Raw genomic sequence first — 16,640 nt, forward strand, 5'->3', positions numbered from 1 at the left:
GGCCCCGCTCGTCCACGTGGAAGCCATCCAGGCGCTTGGGAACCACCTGCCAGACGCCGTCCACCTTCTCGCGCGGGGTCTGCTTGCCCCGGGCCTTGGCCTGCTGGTAGGCAGGGTTCGGGTAGGACAGCGCCTTCTCCAGCAGCTCGCGCGTGCGGGGCGCAAGGTCCCGCAGTGGAATCCGGATCAGGCTGTCCACCAGGATGGACGCGCTCATGCGAAGGGGTCCTCCGGATCGGCCAGGAAGGAGCCGATGGCCGCCACCTCGCGGCTGAGCATGCCGCCCGGGATGGCCTTCAAGAACTGCTTGCCGTACTTCTTCGTGCCCACCCGGCCGTCCAGCAGCAGCACCACGCCGCGGTCGTCGTGCCGGCGGATGAGCCGGCCGAAGATCTGGCGCCAGGTGACGAGGGCCGTGGGCAGGCTGTGCTGGCGGAACCATCCCTTCGGATCATGCTCGGCGATGTAGTCCATCACCGGATCCGCCGGCGAGGGAAAGGGCAGGCGGTCCAGGGCCACCAGGGACAGGGCCTCGCCCGGCACGTCCACGCCCTGGAAGAAGGTCCGCGTGGCGAAGAGCACGCTGGAGACATCCTCCCGGAAGCGCTGGATGAGCCGCGTGGAGGGTGCGTCGCCTTGGCGATGGCAGGCAAAACCGGCTCGTTCAAACGCGGGCGCCAGGAGCGTGTGCGCCCCGCGCAGGGCCTGGCTGGACGTGAAAAGGAGGAGGGCGCGGCCGCGGGAGGCCAGCACGGCCTCGTGGAGCAGGTCGTGGACCTGGTCCCGGAACTCCTTGTCGTTGGGCTCGGGCAGGCCATGGGGCACGACCAGCAAGGCAGAGCTGTTGAAGTCGAAAGGACTGGGCAGCACCACCTGGCGGGTGCCGGCGCCCAGGCCGATGCGCTCGCGGATGAAGGTGAAGTCCCCGTGGGATGTGGTCAGCGTGGCGCTGGTGGCGATGACGCAGGGGACCCAGGGGAGCAGGGCCTTCTGCAGGAAAGGGGCGATGGAGACGGGCTTGCCCCGCAGCTTCCAGCTCTCTCCGCTGGCGCCCTCCTGGCGCTCCACCCAATAGACCCATTCCGGCTGCTTCTGCCAGATGAGGCCCTGCACACGCTTGGCCAGCTGCGCGCACTGCTCCTTCTGCCGCTCCAGCTGGGCGTGCTCCTTGGACTCCTTCTCGTACTGGACTTGCAGGGCGCGCAGCTCCTGGAAGACCAGGCGCAGCGCGTCCAGGATGGGGCCGTCGTCAATGAGGCCCGGTTCCTTGATCCGGTTGGATCCCTCGGCGCCATGTTTGAAGCCCATGATCTTGATGGCATGTGACAGGATGTGCGCCGCCTGGTCCAGGGCGTCGTAGCCGGCGCGGGACAGGTGCCGCTTGAAGCCCCGGAAGCTCCAGCGGCCGATCTCCTCGCCGGCGAAGTCGCTGCCGATGTCGGGCAGCTCATGGGCCTCGTCACAGATGAGGACGTTGAAGGCCGGCAGCACGCCGGCCATGCCGCCCGTGGCGGCCTTGACCTTCAGGTGGGCGAAGAGCAGGTGGTAGTTGCACACCACCACCTGGGCGTCCTCGGCGTCGGCCATGGCGGCCTTGTGGTAGCACTGCAGCTTGCAGCCTGCGCATTCGCTGGTGTCGCCGATGGCGAAGTGGCGCCAAATCCGGGGCGTCACCTTGAAGGGCAGCTCGCCGGCGTCCCCTGTCGTCGTCTGGTTGGCCCAGTCCAGGACGCGGTCGAACTCCACTTGGTCCTCGCCGGCAACCCCGGCGAAGAGCATGCTGCGCTGCTCCAGGAGCTTATCTGTACATATAAAATTGGACCTGCCTTTCAGCAGGGAGAACCGGAAGGGCTCGGGCAGCACGCCCTGCAGGAAGGGCAGGTCCTTCTGGGTGAGCTGCTCCTGCAGGGCGATGTTGGCCGTGGCGATGAGCACGCGCTGCCCAGTCGCCAGGGCGTGTTGGATGGCTGGTACGGAATAACTTATCGATTTACCGACTCCGCAGGGCGCTTCAATCAGAAGGCTGCGTCCTTCCGCCAGAGCGGAATCAACTTCCCTGGCCATGGTGAGCTGGCTGTCGCGCAGGACGAAGCCGGGGAGCTTTTGGGCAAGCAGGCCGCCCGGCCCGAAGACTTCCTCGGCCGTGAGGATGGGGATCTGCGGCGCCGGGTCGCCCGGCAGGCAGAGCAGATCCTCGGGCAAGACCGGCCAGGCCGGTGGGTCCATTTCGGGCATGTGGTGCTCGCGCTAGAGATGGAAGAAGAGCCCGGCCGGCCGCGGGAGATACGACCAGCCGGGCCAGGGACGGAGGCGGATCAGGCGAAGGGATCGCCGGGGCCGCTGGCGGCCGTGTCGGTGTCCCCATCGGCGCGCGAGTGCCGCAGGGCATCCTCCTCAGTGGCGATCCACTGCTGCGCCTCCTTCAGGCGATCCGCCTGCAGCTGGCGGATCTGCTTGATGCTGAACTTGGCCAGGAAGTCCTTCATCATGCGTGCGCCCTCCACCTCGCCCAGGTAACCCATCAGGTCCTTCAGCCGCTTGATGAGGGCGTCGCCGTCGGCCTGGGCGATGATGGCGGGGGGCTCGGCCTGCTTGCCGCCGCCACCCTTGGCGTCGTCCTCGTCGCGGTCCTTGGTGAGGTCGTGGAGCTCCAGGGCGTCGAGCTGGGCGCGCAGCTCGGGGGAGATGGGGGCCTCGGGCAGGATGGTGTAGGACGTATCCTTGGCCTTCTGGCCCGTGCGCTCCACTTCGAAGATCTGGGTGTCCACGTTGTACTTGGCGTCCATCTTGGCCACTTGCTTGTAGAAGGTCTTGGAGTTCTCCAGAACCTTGAGAGCCTTGAAGACGTACTTGCCGTCCACCTTCTCGATGATGGCCACGTTCATCGAGGTCTTCAGATCCTTCGGCTTGCCGCAGCCTTCCTTCCAGGGATGGTAGGTCGTCCCGTCCCAGTACACCTCGCGGATGTGGGGAAAGCCCAGGAAAACGATCAGGTGGTTGTCCCCGTCGTCGAACTTGAGGTAGCGGCCGCTCTCCAGGGTGTGCTGCTCGTGGCGCTGGGTCATGTCGTCGAACCGGCCCATGTGGGACCTCCGATGTTGATGGGTTACTGCTTCTGCTGGATGATGGACAGGAGATGCACGACGGCCGGGTGCCGCCGCATGTTGAGGGCCGGCGGGCGGGTGGGCGCGCCTTCCGGATTGCGCAGGGCGTCCAGGCAATCGCGGAAGGCGCTATCCACGCAGCGGCACAGGGTGAAGACGGCCTCGTCGGGGATGGGGTGCTCGGCGGCGGCCCCGCCCACCTGCAGCGCCAAGCGCAGGAAGGCCTGGCGCACGCGGTCCTCGGCGGGACTCACCTTGGGTTCGGCGGTGGGGGTGGCGGTGGCGGTGGCTCCGGCCATTGGGGGCTCCTTGGTCTTTCCCACCAATGGCGAGACGAAATGGCCGTTTTTGGACAGGGGGTCAGGATTTTTCTTGAGTTTTTTCACGCAGGCGCTTCAGAAGCCGCTTGTGACGCTTCTGGATCGTGAAGTAGTCCTCACCAAGTGCCAGCGCCATTTCCTGCAGCGTGTATCCATAGACATAGAGGCCGGACAGCAGGGTGCGATCGCTTTCGGACACGGGCATGTCCTGGATTAGGTCTTCCAGTGCCTGGTAAGCATCCGCCCGGTCGTCCGGGATCCGATCGCCCATTAAGCTCTCGTCTGGCGTAGAGTCGACTTGCTCCTTTCGATTGCCATCCCAGAGTCCACCGTGGTAAGCCAGCCGGCGCTGCGTGTCCCGCTCGATCTCCCGGGCAAGCCATGGGCTGGACAGCCGCTCCGCGTTCAAGGCCTGCAGCGTCTCCAGGAAGGCCCAGGCAGCGGCGCTGGCGGATTCATCCAGGGTCGCCCCGGGCGTGCGGTAGCGGACGGCCAGGGCCTGCAGCGCCGGCGCGTAGGTGACCAGCAGCCAGAGGCGAATGCTGGGCCCTTCCGGCGGATCCGCTTGCAAGTGGCGGATGGCCGCGGAAAGCGCCGCCTGGCGCTCCGCGTGGCGGTCCTTGGCACCAGGGCCCAGCAGGGCCAGGAAGTCGCCCAGCGCCGGCGGCAGGGCCGGTTCCCGGGCCGCCAGGGTCTGGTAGTCGGCGATGGACTGGGCCGTGTAGGCAGCGGTCTGGTTGGTGGGCAGCATGGCCGCTCCGGCGCTGGGTCGGCGCCGACGCGGCTACGCCGGAGAGCGGGATCAGGGCCCGGGCGCGGTGGGGTGCGCGCCGGGGCCGACAGGGTGTGTGGTGGGGACAGAGTCCACCCCGGCAGGTGGGCGCATGGGGCACACCCGCCCCGCGAAAAACGCGGGCCATGGGCAGGGATCAGGCGTGGGTCGACGCTGTCCGGGCAGGCGCCCGGCGATCAACCAGGCGCGGACTGTCGACCCAGGCTAGCTGGTCAGGGTCGGGTTGGATCTGGAGATGGAGAGATGGAAGACATGCCGCAGGACGGCGGGGGCGGGGGTCGTCGGGGTCATGTGTACTCCAAGAGTTCTACCAGACGCGTAGCCAATTACGTGGTAGGCTGCCCGTCCTTGGTTGGAAAAGCCGAAGCCGAGTTGACGTAACGCTCCTCTTGGTAAGCGCCCGGGCCCTCACGGGATCCCGCAACTCGGCTTCGGCTGAAACCGAAACTACCAAATGCGGGGGGTCGCGTGGTGACCTGTGGCACGCGCCGCAGGATCGCTTGGATGCAAGCTGTGGCAAGCTGGGGTGAAAGTCAAGTCGGAAAACTGAGCTGGTAGCTTTGGATATGATTCAGCATGAATAGCCTAAAGCTAGGTCACTTCGCGTGCTGCCAGCAGTACCTGCCATGCGTTGCCCGCCGGCTGCAGCGAGTCCCCTTCTGAGTGGTAGCCGCGCACTGACCCCCGCCGCCCGTGGGGGGCGCCGGGGCCTTGATCGCCGGTACGCCACCACCCGGGGCTGCTCCCTTTGCCTGGCCAATATGCTGGTAACAGTAGCCGGAAGGATCCTTGGTCGTTCGCTTGCAGCGCTGCCCCTTCTGCGTTGTGCCCAGGCACTGCACCGAGCTCGTCATGGTGGGCTTGTCCGACTGGGCCTTTACTGCGGTCGGCATAGCGCCGGGCGTGGCCCATGCTGCGAAATCCGCTTGGGCCTCGATCACATCCTCCAGCTCATCTGGCAGCGCTCCCAGAAAGTCCAATCCAGTGACGGCCTCCACAGAGTCGATGGGCACAAAGAAGGCGGCAAGGGGCTCCTTGGATGCCGCGTTGGGCAGGAGGAATCCGGCGCCCCTGGGCGTCTCCGTTGGGGTATAGAGAACCTTGTAGTAGGCCGCGGGAACAGTTACTTGGCTTGCACCGATGGCGGGGCGCCCTGGCTCCAGCACAGGCCCAGTGATCACCCAAACTGAGTCGAAATCCACGGCCCAGGTGCGGACCTGTTCCTCAAGCTTGCCCCAGACTCCACGATTGAATGACGGCTCTTGCGGACTCATGTTGCTCATGAAGAAGGACTCGCTCATGGCAATGCGATGCCACGTCATGTCACCAGCTGGCGCTAAGTGCCCACGATCGTATCCGCTCCCTACGTAATCCGCCAAGGTGGCCGAGCCTGTGCGAACCAGTGGATCCGGTCGGAAGTCGTCCGTGCGGTCGATGAGCTTGGCCCGCGCTTCAACCCCAGTCAGCAGGTAAGACACCCAGGCCGCCTGTTCATGAACTTCATCGTAGCCCAGGGCGTAGCCGATGCGATCGATGATCTGGTGACTGGTGGACGGGGCGCCGAGGGAGAGGTTATCGGCTGCGAGGGAAACTGATGCGAGAAGGGCTATGGTGAGAATCAAATTCATGAGCAGATTCCCCATTGCAATCAGATATCAAACTATTCGCTCTTTTCCGCCTCCTTTAATCTCTTTTTTGCATCTTTAATTGGGCCAGGATTAGGCAGCTCTTCAGGCAATGTTCCGCCAAGCTCTACGATCGTATTTCTAATCTTTCTTCCTACTTCAAAATGGGTTTTATTTGCATTGTCTTTCCCGCGGATAGTGTCTCTTTTTAACTTCTCTTCTGTTTGCGTTGCTCTAAATAGATTTGCAGCAAGCTCAGTACTCCCCATGTTATCAAGGATTGCCTCTCCCTCCCTAAGCCCCTTTTTCTCTGCAATTTCCTTTGCATCAAGTTTGTAAAGTCCCTTATAACCATGATTTTGGAATATTGCAAAGTCAAATGAGCTGTCTACACCGCATGTCTTAGCAGCTGCAACGAGCTTTTTATTGTGTACTTTAATTTCTTCTCGAATTTCAATTCTCTTCCTATCGTCCTCGATCACTTTCCTAATCTCTGATTCTCTTGTTTGTTGCGCAAAATAGGTCATTCCAAGGGCAACAACTGGCTTCGAAGGATCGCCGTTTTGAATACAAAGATAACAAGCATACCTAGCAAGGCCCACATCATCTAATTTTCGCTTAGCTCCATTATTATATTTAACCACTCTTTCAACTTGTTTGAAGAAATCATGAGGATCATTACCGGATTCCTCACAAGCACGAATTGCTTTATGAATTACTGGTACAAATTCAGTGTAACGTCCGTATCCAAGTACTTCCGAGAGGTCCCTTGCCCACCAGTACTCGGTCCCGCTACTGGAGATTTTCTTCATGCTCTCAAACACGCTGGGATGCTCCATCTTTCCTCCCTCAACATATGGTGTCGCATGACACCATATGTGGATAACTCGGGTCAGTCTGTATAACTTAGCTCACGGACTCTGAGCAAAGCGGCTCGAAGTTAGCACTTCTGCTCAGAATTTCTGATGCCTGCCCTTAGCATCTCCTCCGTTGCTCGCTCCACACTTGCCCGCACGGGATCCAGCGCCAGCCTGGCGTAGATCTCCGTCGTCACCTTGGATTCATGCCCCAGCGTCTTTTGGATCACCTCCAGGGGCGTGCCCGTGTCGATTTGGAAGGACGCCAGGCTACGGCGCAAATCGTGGATGTGGAGGTCTTCCAGGCCGGCCCTCGCGCAGATCCGCAGCCACCCAATGCGTGGGTTCACCATGTGTGCGTTCTCGCGTCCCGCTCGGCCCTGGAAGACAAATGGGCTGCAGCTCACTGACCGCCGCGCCTGGAGCAATTGGACGACGTAGGTGCTCAGCACCACGTCCAGCGCCTTGCCGGTCTTGGACTGCGCTGCCGGAATCACCCAGAGGCCGCGTTCCAGCGAGATGTCTTCCCAGCGCATGGCCAGCACATTGGATTTGCGTGCTCCCGTGAAGAGCGCCAGCAGCACGAAGTCGCGCAGGTTATGATTCCGCTCTTCCTTGAGTGCTTCGAAGAAGGCGGGTAGATCTTCCAGCGTTAGTCTGCGTGTCCGCTGCTCCTCTCTGTAAAGCGAGATGGCGTTTGCCGGGTTGGGGATGTCCAGTTCATGCTCGCGGATGGCCCGGTTGATAATGGCACGCAAGAGGGCCACCACCCGGTTGGCCTGATGCTTCCCGTTCTGGTCGCCAGCCGCTTGGTGCAGGGACACCACCTCACGCCGGCGGATGGACTTCATGGGGCGTGCGGCCCAGTGCGCCAAAAACCGCGTCCATTGCCGCTTGAACTCGTAGAGAGTCCCTGGCTTGCAATGGCGCTCCAGGTACGCGCAGTACTCGTCGAAGGCGGTCTGCAGGCTGAATTGCGTCGCGCGCTCCGCCCGCCTGCGCTCTGCGCCGACAGCCTCTCCCTTGATCACCTGCAAGAGGAGGTCAGAAGCCAATTGCCGGGCAAGGGGGATCGAGATCTCCGGGTAACCGCCGATGCGGACATGCCGTTTCACGCCATCTCGCGTCTTCACCACGTAGAAGGACTTGGCGCCCCTGGCTGTGACCATGATGGCCAGGAGGGGCACCTGTTCGTCGTAAAACCACTCCCTGGACTTGGTGGTTTTCAGCTCGTCCAGGCGCTTCTGAGTGAATCGAATCCTAGCCATCTGACCGCTCCGTCAGTAGACCAGGCGCGCATTCGGTCGCCGCCCGGTCGCCGTAATTGGTCGCCAAGATGTGACAATGAGTGTAAAAATGCAGTGAGATTTCGAGAAGAGAAAAATCGGAAGCCTTTGATGTGACAAGGATTTTATCGTACCGAAGAATAATACATCACGTCTTGAGATCGTAGTCGCCCTACTGCCCCATCAGGAGAAGATCGATGCATCTGCCATTCGTCGAAGCGGCCCCGGAGTTGTCCCATGTGGGGAACAACCTCCTGGATCGTCGCCTGCCGCCCGAGTTCACCTTGATCAAACTCCTGGCCCTGCTCAAGCTCAGTCCGCCCGGCGGCCGCCGGCCACTCGTGCGCACCATCCTCGATCTTCAGGAGCCGGTGCAGGCCGGGGACCGACCCGCCTTCCGCGCCTGGCTGGCCTGCTGTCTCGACTGCGCGCTGGGGTCCGCCGCCATCGGGGAAGCGGCCGCCCGGCACTTGCCCGGCGATCTGCGCCTGCGCGAGGCCGACCAGCTTCATGAGGCGGCTCAACGCCTTGAGGGCCAGCCCCGACGCCAGCGCCGCCTCTTGGAGCAGGAGCTGCTGCTGCGCAGCTCCCTGCCCGAGGACTGGCAGTTCCACCGGGCCAAATGGCGCTATCTCGAGCTGCAGGCGGAACAGACGGGCTCCCTGCTCACGCCCGCCGAAGCCTCGCGCCGGGCCAGGGGCGTCGGCATCTTCTTCCATCCGGACCAGCTTCAGCCTGGGCCGCATCACCGCTGGTTCAGCCTGAGACGGGCCTTGGACATGCTGGAGCCGGCCGCCTGGCTGGACCTGCTCGACCACCTGTGCCACGGTCGGCCCGTGGAGTTGTCCCTGCCGGCCGGCCTCTGGACGCCGCTGCGCCCCTGGCTCTCTTTTCTGACCGGCGGGGCGGGCATCCCGCTGGTGGAGTTCTATGCCGGCAGCCTGCCCGACGACCCGCCCACGGCGGCCCGACCGGGTTTGCTCATCCTCCACGGCGAGGAGGATCTCGATCCCCGCCTGCAGGATTGGGGCATGAAGGCCTCGGGCCTGGGCTGGCATCTGATCCTGGTCCGCGCGCCACGCTGTCCGCTGGCCAGTTGGCTCAACCGGGTCAGCGCCGGGCCGGCGGGCGAGGAATGGATGCGCCGCCAGGTGGTGGCGGGGGAACCGACGGAACAGATCCTGCCGCTCAAAGCCTTTGTTCGGCAAATGGAGCGGCACTACATCCTGGACGTGCTGGGGCTGCATGATGGCGTGAAGACCCGCGCCTGTGAACGTCTGCAGATCTCCCGGCAGACGCTCTACTCCAAGCTGGGGGCGGAAGGAGTGGAGGCATGAGGGGATCCTGGCTGCCCGTCCTGATCCTGACCCTCGCCATTGCCTCTGGATGGCACATGCTGGACGATGACATGGCGCAGGTGGCGGGGCGTGGCCGATACGATGGAGACTTCGAGGGGCGGCAGGAGGAGGCGTTCCCCCTCGGCCGGGATTCGCCCCAGCTGTTCCACCACCCAACCGCCCAGGGTGTCCGCCGCCTCCGTGGGGAGCTGCAGGCCTGTCCCTTCCGCGAAGATGTCCAACCTCAGCCGGGCCGACACAAAGAAGCGCCCATCCGCCAGGGGGATGAGCGAGCGCTGTGCCTTGTCGTGCTCGTCGTCGATGGCGCCGACCAGATCCTCAAGCAGATCCTCGAGGGTCAGGAGGCCGGCTGTTCCGCCGTACTCGTCCACCACCACGGCCAGCTTGGACTGACCTTTGCCGAAGGCGGCCAGGAGATCGCGCGCCCTCATGGTGGCGGGCACGAAGAGCGGTTGGCGACGGATCTCGTCGAGGGTGGCCGGCAATTGGAAGAGGTCCCGCGCCGTGATGTAGCCCGTGATGCTGTCCAGATCCCGCCGGTAAAGCGGCAGGGCGGATTTGCCCTCTCGATGGATCAACTCGGCCGCCAGGGCTGGTGAAGCATCGGCGGGCAGGGCCAGCAGTTCGGTGCGCGGGGTCATCAATTCGCCCAGGCGACGCTGCCGCAGGTGCAGGGCGCGCCGGATCATGCGGTGCTCGCGCTGGCCCAGGTCCTCGCTCAGTTGATGCAGCTGGGCCCGCAGCTGGTGGGCCTCGCGCTCCGGCTGACCCGGCAGCAGGCGGGTGAAGAGGGCGACGGGGGCGCTGATGGGCTTCAGCAACAGGTGAATGCCTTGCAGAGGCAGGGCCAGGGCGGGAAAGAGCCGGTGGGAGCGGCCATGGATCAAGCCTTTGGGCAGGGCCTCGCCTCCCACGGTCAGCAGGATGGTGGCGGCCAGACCGGTCACCCACTCCGGCCATCCCAAGTGCAGGCCGACCAGGGTCGCGATCGTGGCGAAGCTGATGTTGGACAAGTTGTTCGCCACCAGCAGGGTGACGAGCAGCGAGTCGGGCCGCCGATGCCAGGCGGCGGTCCACGCGGCGCCGGCCCGCCCCTGGCGCAGCCAGATCAGCACATGGCTGCGTCCCAGTCCGGTGAAGGCCAGCTCCGAGGCGGAGAGGAAGCCCGACAGGAGCAGGGTGACAGCCAGGGCGGCCAATCCGTTCAAGAGGTCCACATCGCCCCCTGTCCCTGCAGGATCTCGCGCAGCTCGTCCATCAGTGTTGCTCGTGCCGTGCTGGGCACTTGGATGTCCAGTTGCAGTTCCTCGCCGCTGACAAGGTTCACCTCGCGGGCGCCGTGGCGTGCCAACAGGCGCCGCACACGGGTCATCCGGGAGTAGGGAATGCGCAGGTGCAGCGGCTGGCAGTCCGTCACCAGGCTCCGCTGGCAGGAGGCCAGGGCGCCCGTCGCCGCGCTGCCGTAGGCGCGCGCCAGTCCGCCCGTGCCCAGCTTGATGCCGCCGAACCAGCGCACCACCACGACCAGGACGTTGGACAGGCCGCTCCCGTCGATGGCCCGCAGGATGGGCTGGCCGGCCGAGCCGGATGGCTCGCCGTCGTCACCGCAGCCCCAGGCTGGTTCACGTCCCGGGTGTCCGGTCCGCCAGGCATGACAGTGATGGGTGGCCTTGTGATGTTCCAATCTGGCCTGCGCCAGGAGGCGGACCGCCTCCCCGGCCTCGGCGATGGGATGGACGAGCGCCAGGAAGCGCGAGCGCTCCACCCGCTCCTCCCACTGGGCCGGCGCGCCGGGAACAGGAAAACTGTCGGGGGATGGGTCAGGCTGGTCCATGGGCTTCCACCGGCGCCCCGCCCTCTGTCCGGCGGTGGGAGAACTGCTCCAGCCCCTCGCGGGCGGCGGCCTGCTCGGCCTTCTTCTTGCTGGCGCCCGTGCCCCGGCCCAAGGGCTGATCATCCACCAGCACCTCCACCACGAAGAACTTGCTGTGGTCGGGACCCACCTCCTCCACCACCTTGTAGACGGGGTTGCCACCGCCGTGGCTCTGGCTCAGTTCCAACAGCAGGCTCTTGTAGTTGCGATTGTCACGACTGGCCTGGGTGAGGTCCAGACCCTCCAGGACCTGGCGCCGGATGAAGTCCTCGGCCGCGGGCAGGCCACCGTCGAGGTAGATGGCGCCGAGCAGGGCCTCGAAGGCGTCCTCCAGGATGGAAGGCCGCTGACGGCCTCCAGTTCGATCCTCTGATTCGGAGAGAAGCAGGTGGCGGCCCAGGCCGATCTCGCCGGCCAGTCTGACCAAGAAGGGACCTGAGACGATGATGGACTTGAGCTTGGTCAACTCCCCCTCTTTCTTTTCCGGATACTTCAGGAAGAGGTGGTGGCTGACGCAGAGGTCCAGCACGGCATCGCCCAGGAACTCCAATCGCTCGTTGGAGGCGACGCGCGGACCCGTTTGTTGACCCGAATGGCTGCGGTGGGTCAGGGCAAGATGCAGCAGCTCGGGCTGCCGGAAGGTGTAGCCGATGGCCGTCTCCAGCCCGCTGGCGCCTTGGACCGGCCGGCCGCGGGTCAGCCAGGAGAGCAGTTTCATGCCGTCCAGCGCGAGAGGAGAAGGCTGGCGTTGTGGCCCCCGAAACCAAAGGTGTTGGAGATGGCATGTCGCAGCGGCATGGTCCGGGCCCGCGTGACTATGGGCAGCACCAGCTCCGGGTCCGGATTGTCCAGGTTGATGGTGGGCGGCACCACTCCATGGCGCAGAGCCAGGGCCGCGGCCAGGCATTCGATGGCTCCGGCGGCGCCGAGCAGATGGCCGGTCATGGACTTGGTGCTGTTGATGGCCAGATGCGGCCCATGCCCGCCGAACACGCGGGCGATGCCCTGGATCTCCGCCATGTCCCCGGCCGGAGTGCTGGTGCCGTGGGTGTTGATGTGGTCGATGTCCTCGGCGGGCAGGCCGGCATCCGCAAGGGCCATGCGCATGGCCCGCTGGGCCCCTTCGCCCTCCGGCGCAGGTGCCGTCAGATGGTGGGCGTCCGCCGTGAAGCCCAGTCCGCTGATCTCGGCCAGGATGTCGGCCCCCCGCTCCAGCGCCAGGTCCAGACGCTCGATGACGAACATGACGGCGCCCTCGCCCATCACGAAACCGTCGCGGTCCCGGTCGAAGGGACGGCTGGCGCGCTTTGGCTCCTCGTTGCGCGTGGACATGGCCTGCAGGGCGTTGAAACCGCCGATGCCCAGGGGCGTGATGGCCGCCTCGGCCCCGCCCGTCAGCACCCGGTCCGCCTGTCCGCAGCGGATGGCCTGCACAGCGCAGCCGATGGCGTGGGACGAGGAGGCGCAGGCGCTCACCGTGCCGAAGTTGGGTCCCTTCAAGCCCCATTTCATGGCGATCTGCCCGGGCAGGATGTCGGATATCATCATGGGGATGAACATGGGCGGGATGCGGCCCGGCCCCTTCTCCACCAGCTGGGTGTGGGCATCCTCGATGGACATGAGGCCGCCGATGCCCGAGGCGGTGATGACCCCGAAGCGATCCAGGTCCACGGCGGCAAGGTCCAGGCCCGACTGCTCCAGCGCCATCTGGGCCGCCACCATCCCGTATTGGCAGAAAGGGTCCATCCGCCGCTGCTCGGGCTTGCGCAGCCACTGCCCCGCGTCAAAGCCCTTCAGCTCGCAGGCGATCCGGGTGGCATGGAGGGACGCATCGAAGCGGGTGATGGGTCCGGCGCCGCTGCAACCCTCCACCAGGGCCTGCCAGAAGCTGTCCAGCCCCTGGCCGATGGGGCTCAGCACGCCCGTCCCGGTGATCACCACCCGCACCCCGCCTGGCTGTGCCATTGTCCTCTCCCTCTCTGCCCGCGGTTGCCCGCTCTTCACAAAGGAGGCGCTGTCCATGGCGGCCAGCGCCTCGTCGCTTCTTGACCGATCCAAGGCGGCGTCGCCGGGAAGGTGACCTAGCCGACCTGCTTGTCCAGGAAGGCACAGACCGCGCCCACCGTCGTCAGGGACTGGGCCGTCTCATCGGTGATCTCCAGGTCGTACTCCTTCTCCAACATGTCGATGAGTTCGAACTTGGCGATGCTGTCGGCCCCCAGGTCGTTGTCGAAGGAGGCTTCCATGGTCACCTTGGAGGCGTCGTCCAAGTCAAGGACGTCGAGGATGATGCTCTTGACCTTGTCGAAGTGCTGGGACATGATTTCTCCCGAGTTGGCGGTTTGTGATCTGGAATCGTGAAGAACTTAGTTCGCGCGACGCTGGGGTTCAACGTCCCCCCCTTCCCCGAGCCGTGGATGCGTCCTCCCCGGCGACCCACTCCGTGGCAGGTCGGTTGATGAGGTGTCCAAACCTCCATCCGGCCAGCGCATCCGCACAACGCTGCGGGGCCGGAGGGCCGGGGGCAAGGCCACGGGGCAAGCGGCAGGCCTCACATGTGCATGCCGCCGTCCACCTGCAGGACCTGACCCGTGATGTAGGCGGCCGATCCCGAGGCGAGGAAGAGCACGACGGCGGCCACATCCGCCGGCTGACCATGACGGCCCAGGGGGATCTGGCGGGACAGCTCGTCCTTGGCCGCCTGGGGCAGCTGCGCCGTCATCTCCGTCTCGATGTAGCCCGGCGCCACGGCGTTGACCAGCACGTTGCGGGAGGCCAGTTCCCGCGCCATGGTCTTGGTCAGGCCGATGACGCCGGCCTTGGCGGCGCTGTAGTTGGCCTGGCCGGCGTTGCCCATCACGCCCACGACGCTGGCGATGTTGATGATGCGGCCATCCCGCTGCTTCATCATGGGTTTGACGGCGTGGCGGATCGTGTTGAAGCAGCCCTTGAGGTTGGTCTGCATCACCAGGTCCCATTGCTCCTCGCCCATGCGCATCATCAGCGCGTCCCGCGTGATGCCGGCGTTGTTGACCAGCACGTCAAGGCGGCCCTCGGCGGCGATGATCTCCTCGACCAGGGCGCCCACGGCGGAGAAGCTGGTCACGTCGCAGGCGCGGCCCACCGTCTCCAGCCCCTCCTCGGCCAGGCGGCGGACCGTCTCCTGGACCTGCTCATCGCGCAGGTCATTGAACCAGACCCGGTCCCCCGTGCGGGCGAAGGCACGCACAAGCTCGAGGCCGATGCCACGGGATCCACCCGTCACCAGAACGATTCGGCCGGTCATGATCCCTCCTGCCACAGTGCTTCCAACTCATCCGCCGTGTCCACCGGGCGCACCCGGAACTCCCCGTCGATGCGCTGCATCAAGCCGCTCAGGACCTTGCCCGGGCCAAGCTCAAGCGCCTCACGGTGGCCATCCGCCGCCAGGGACTCCATGGCGCCCTGCCAGCGCACCGTCTCCGTCAGCTGGCGGCCCAGCAGGGTGCGGATCTGACCGGCATCCTCCACCCGCCGGCCCGTCACATTGCAGTAGAGCGGCGCCACACCCGGCTGCAAGGCCACGTCGGCCAGCTCCCGCAGAAGACCCTCGCGCGCCGCCTCCATCAGCGGTGAATGGAAGGCGCCGGAGACATCCAGGCGCTTGACCAGGCGCACGCCGCGCTCCTTGAGCAGGGCCGTGGTCCGTTCCACTCCGGCCAGTGAGCCTGAGATGGCGATCTGGCCGGGACAATTGAAGTTGGCGGGTTGGGCCACCTCGCCCTCCGCCGTGGCCAGCCGGCAGCACTCCTCCACCAGCTCCGGCGCGGCGCCGATCACGGCGGCCATGGTGCCGGGCCAGTCCAGCCCGGCCTGGTACATCAACTCGCCCCGACGCCGCACCAGGGCCAGGCCATCGAGGGGATCGAGCCATCCCGCCGCGGCCAGGGCGCTGTACTCGCCCAGGCTGTGGCCCGCCACCGCCGCCGGGCGCCAGCCGCGCTCGCGCAGCAGCAGGGCCAGGGCCACGCTGTGGAGGTAGATGGCCGGTTGGGTGTTGGAGGTCTTGACCAGCTCCTCGCGTGGGCCTTCGCTGGAAAGAAGGGCGAAATCGACCCCCGTGCGCTCCCGGGCGGCCTGGTAGAGCCGGCGGACGGTCTCGTGCCGCGCGAGCAGGCTGGCGGCCATGCCGACGTACTGGGCCCCCTGCCCCGGAAAGAGCCAGGCCGCACTCGCCCGCGTCACAGGCGCACCGCCGCCGCGGCCCAGGTGAAGCCACCGCCAAACACGGTGAGCAGCGCCACCTGGCCCTTGCCGATGCGCCCCATCTCGATCGCCTCGTCCAGGGCGACGGGGATGGAGGCGGCCGAGGTGTTGCCGTAGCGGTCCACGTTGATCATCGTCTTCTCCAGGGGGAAGCCGAACCGCTCGCAGGTCGCCTCGATGATGCGGATGTTCGCCTGGTGCGGGATGAGCAAGTCCACGTCTGCGGGCGTCAGCCCGGCGCGATCCATTGCCTGCTGGGTGGCGTCCGCCATGCACCGCACGGCATGGACGTATACATGCCGCCCCTTCATGTGGATCAGGTGGTCCTTGTTGGCCAGCGAGGCGGGGCTGAGGGGCCGCAGGGTCCCGCAACCGGGCGCCCAAAGCAGATCCGCCAACTTGCCGTCGGACATGGTGTAGGTGGAGAGCACGCCCTGATCGTCATCGGATGGTCCGAACACGACGGCCCCGGCCGCGTCGCCGAAGAGGACGCAGGTGCCCCGGTCCTCCCAGTCCACCATGCTGGTCAGCACCTCGGCGCCAATGACGAGGACATGGCGCTTCACTCCACTGCGGATGAGGGCGTCCGCCAGCTCCAGGCCGTACACGAAGCCGCTGCAGGCGGCGGACAGGTCCATGGCGGCCGCCCGGTGCGCCCCCAGCTTGGCCTGGGTGAAGACAGCGGTGGAGGGAAACTTGCAGTCACCCGTGACCGTGCCCACCAGGATGAGATCCAACTCGCCGGCCTCCAGGCCGGCCGCGCTCAGGGCCTTGCCACCCGCCTCGGCGCAGAGGTCGGAGGTGCAGAGTCCGTCCTCGGGCTTGATGATGAAGCGGTTGTGGATGCCAGTCCGCGAGACGATCCACTCCTCCGTGGTGTCGACGATGTGGGTCAGATCCTCGTTGGTCAGGCGGGAGGGACCCACCGCCCGCCCTGTTCCCAGCACCCTGGCGCGAAGAGCCATGCCGCCTCCTGTCTTGCGGTGCGTCATGCCGGATCAGGCGCGGGAAAAGATGGTCCGTCCCTTGTAGCTTCCGCAATTGGGGCACACCCGGTGCGAGAGCTTGGGCTGCCCGCATTGGGGACAGGTGGATACACCCACGGGCGAAAGGGCGTGGTGCGAACGACGCTGGTCGCGCCGGGCCTTGGAGGTCTTCTTCTTCGGCAGAGGCATGATG

Annotated in this window: 18 protein-coding genes; 1 reads left to right on the plus strand and 17 read right to left on the minus strand. The window is 65.5% G+C overall.

All coding sequences use genetic code 11. The features are described from left to right. The 8 genes from Q8O14_00545 to Q8O14_00580 all read right to left on the minus strand — a co-directional run. Positions 1-217, minus strand: a 217-nt coding sequence (locus tag Q8O14_00545) for a hypothetical protein (GenBank protein ID MDP2359229.1), incomplete at its 3' end; no start/stop codon positions are given. Continuing rightward, a complete protein-coding gene (locus Q8O14_00550) occupies positions 214-2,235 on the minus strand; it encodes an ATP-dependent DNA helicase (GenBank protein ID MDP2359230.1) in 2,022 nt (673 codons plus the stop codon). The genes Q8O14_00550 and Q8O14_00545, both read right to left, overlap by 4 nt. Positions 2,236-2,315: 80 nt before the next feature. After that, a complete protein-coding gene (locus Q8O14_00555; GenBank protein ID MDP2359231.1) occupies positions 2,316-3,083 on the minus strand; it encodes a hypothetical protein in 768 nt (255 codons plus the stop codon). 23 nt (positions 3,084-3,106) lie between these two features. Then, entirely contained in the window at positions 3,107-3,403 is a 297-nt protein-coding gene (locus Q8O14_00560; protein MDP2359232.1) for a hypothetical protein, read from the minus strand. Positions 3,404-3,464: 61 nt separating this feature from the next. Beyond that, complete coding sequence (locus Q8O14_00565) at positions 3,465-4,175, minus strand: hypothetical protein (GenBank protein ID MDP2359233.1); 711 nt, start codon at positions 4,173-4,175, stop codon at positions 3,465-3,467. Between the two features lie 638 nt (positions 4,176-4,813). Beyond that, the gene (locus tag Q8O14_00570; protein MDP2359234.1) at positions 4,814-5,845 is read right to left on the minus strand and encodes a DNA/RNA non-specific endonuclease; all 1,032 of its coding nucleotides are present in this window, start codon (positions 5,843-5,845) and stop codon (positions 4,814-4,816) included. 32 nt (positions 5,846-5,877) lie between these two features. Then, positions 5,878-6,681, minus strand: a complete 804-nt coding sequence (dinD, locus tag Q8O14_00575) for a DNA damage-inducible protein D (GenBank protein ID MDP2359235.1) — start codon at positions 6,679-6,681, stop codon at positions 5,878-5,880. Between the two features lie 101 nt (positions 6,682-6,782). After that, positions 6,783-7,967, minus strand: a complete 1,185-nt coding sequence (locus Q8O14_00580) for a site-specific integrase (GenBank protein ID MDP2359236.1) — start codon at positions 7,965-7,967, stop codon at positions 6,783-6,785. 215 nt (positions 7,968-8,182) lie between these two features. Here Q8O14_00580 and Q8O14_00585 point away from each other — a divergent pair, with 215 nt between their 5' ends. Then, a complete protein-coding gene (locus Q8O14_00585; GenBank protein ID MDP2359237.1) occupies positions 8,183-9,322 on the plus strand; it encodes a helix-turn-helix domain-containing protein in 1,140 nt (379 codons plus the stop codon). Here the strand turns inward: Q8O14_00585 and Q8O14_00590 are convergent. From Q8O14_00590 to rpmF, 9 genes are all read right to left on the minus strand, one after another. Beyond that, the gene (locus tag Q8O14_00590) at positions 9,286-10,560 is read right to left on the minus strand and encodes a hemolysin family protein (protein ID MDP2359238.1); all 1,275 of its coding nucleotides are present in this window, start codon (positions 10,558-10,560) and stop codon (positions 9,286-9,288) included. The two genes, Q8O14_00585 and Q8O14_00590, sit on opposite strands and share 37 nt — an antisense overlap. Further along, the gene (locus Q8O14_00595) at positions 10,548-11,177 is read right to left on the minus strand and encodes a YigZ family protein (GenBank protein MDP2359239.1); all 630 of its coding nucleotides are present in this window, start codon (positions 11,175-11,177) and stop codon (positions 10,548-10,550) included. The genes Q8O14_00590 and Q8O14_00595 overlap by 13 nt, the downstream gene beginning before the upstream one ends. Beyond that, positions 11,164-11,934: a ribonuclease III gene (gene rnc / locus Q8O14_00600; GenBank protein MDP2359240.1), complete on the minus strand. Its 771-nt coding sequence runs from the start codon at positions 11,932-11,934 to the stop codon at positions 11,164-11,166. The genes Q8O14_00595 and rnc overlap by 14 nt, the downstream gene beginning before the upstream one ends. Continuing rightward, positions 11,931-13,181, minus strand: coding sequence for a beta-ketoacyl-ACP synthase II (gene fabF, locus Q8O14_00605; GenBank protein MDP2359241.1), 1,251 nt, complete (start codon positions 13,179-13,181; stop codon positions 11,931-11,933). Before fabF ends, rnc begins: the two co-directional genes overlap by 4 nt. Positions 13,182-13,297: 116 nt before the next feature. After that, on the minus strand, positions 13,298-13,537 hold the full coding sequence (locus Q8O14_00610; GenBank protein MDP2359242.1) for an acyl carrier protein: 240 nt from the start codon (positions 13,535-13,537) through the stop codon (positions 13,298-13,300). A 230-nt stretch (positions 13,538-13,767) separates the two neighbouring features. Continuing rightward, positions 13,768-14,502, minus strand: coding sequence for a 3-oxoacyl-[acyl-carrier-protein] reductase (gene fabG / locus Q8O14_00615; protein ID MDP2359243.1), 735 nt, complete (start codon positions 14,500-14,502; stop codon positions 13,768-13,770). After that, positions 14,499-15,440, minus strand: coding sequence for an ACP S-malonyltransferase (gene fabD / locus Q8O14_00620; GenBank protein ID MDP2359244.1), 942 nt, complete (start codon positions 15,438-15,440; stop codon positions 14,499-14,501). The genes fabG and fabD overlap by 4 nt, the downstream gene beginning before the upstream one ends. Continuing rightward, the gene (locus Q8O14_00625) at positions 15,437-16,426 is read right to left on the minus strand and encodes a beta-ketoacyl-ACP synthase III (protein ID MDP2359245.1); all 990 of its coding nucleotides are present in this window, start codon (positions 16,424-16,426) and stop codon (positions 15,437-15,439) included. The genes fabD and Q8O14_00625 overlap by 4 nt, the downstream gene beginning before the upstream one ends. A 33-nt stretch (positions 16,427-16,459) precedes the next feature. After that, positions 16,460-16,636, minus strand: a complete 177-nt coding sequence (gene rpmF, locus Q8O14_00630; GenBank protein MDP2359246.1) for a 50S ribosomal protein L32 — start codon at positions 16,634-16,636, stop codon at positions 16,460-16,462. Between the last annotated feature and the right edge of the window lie 4 nt (positions 16,637-16,640).

The sequence above is a fragment of the bacterium genome, assembly GCA_030685015.1.
In the GTDB taxonomy this organism is placed as follows: Bacteria; CAIWAD01; CAIWAD01; order CAIWAD01; family CAIWAD01; genus CAIWAD01.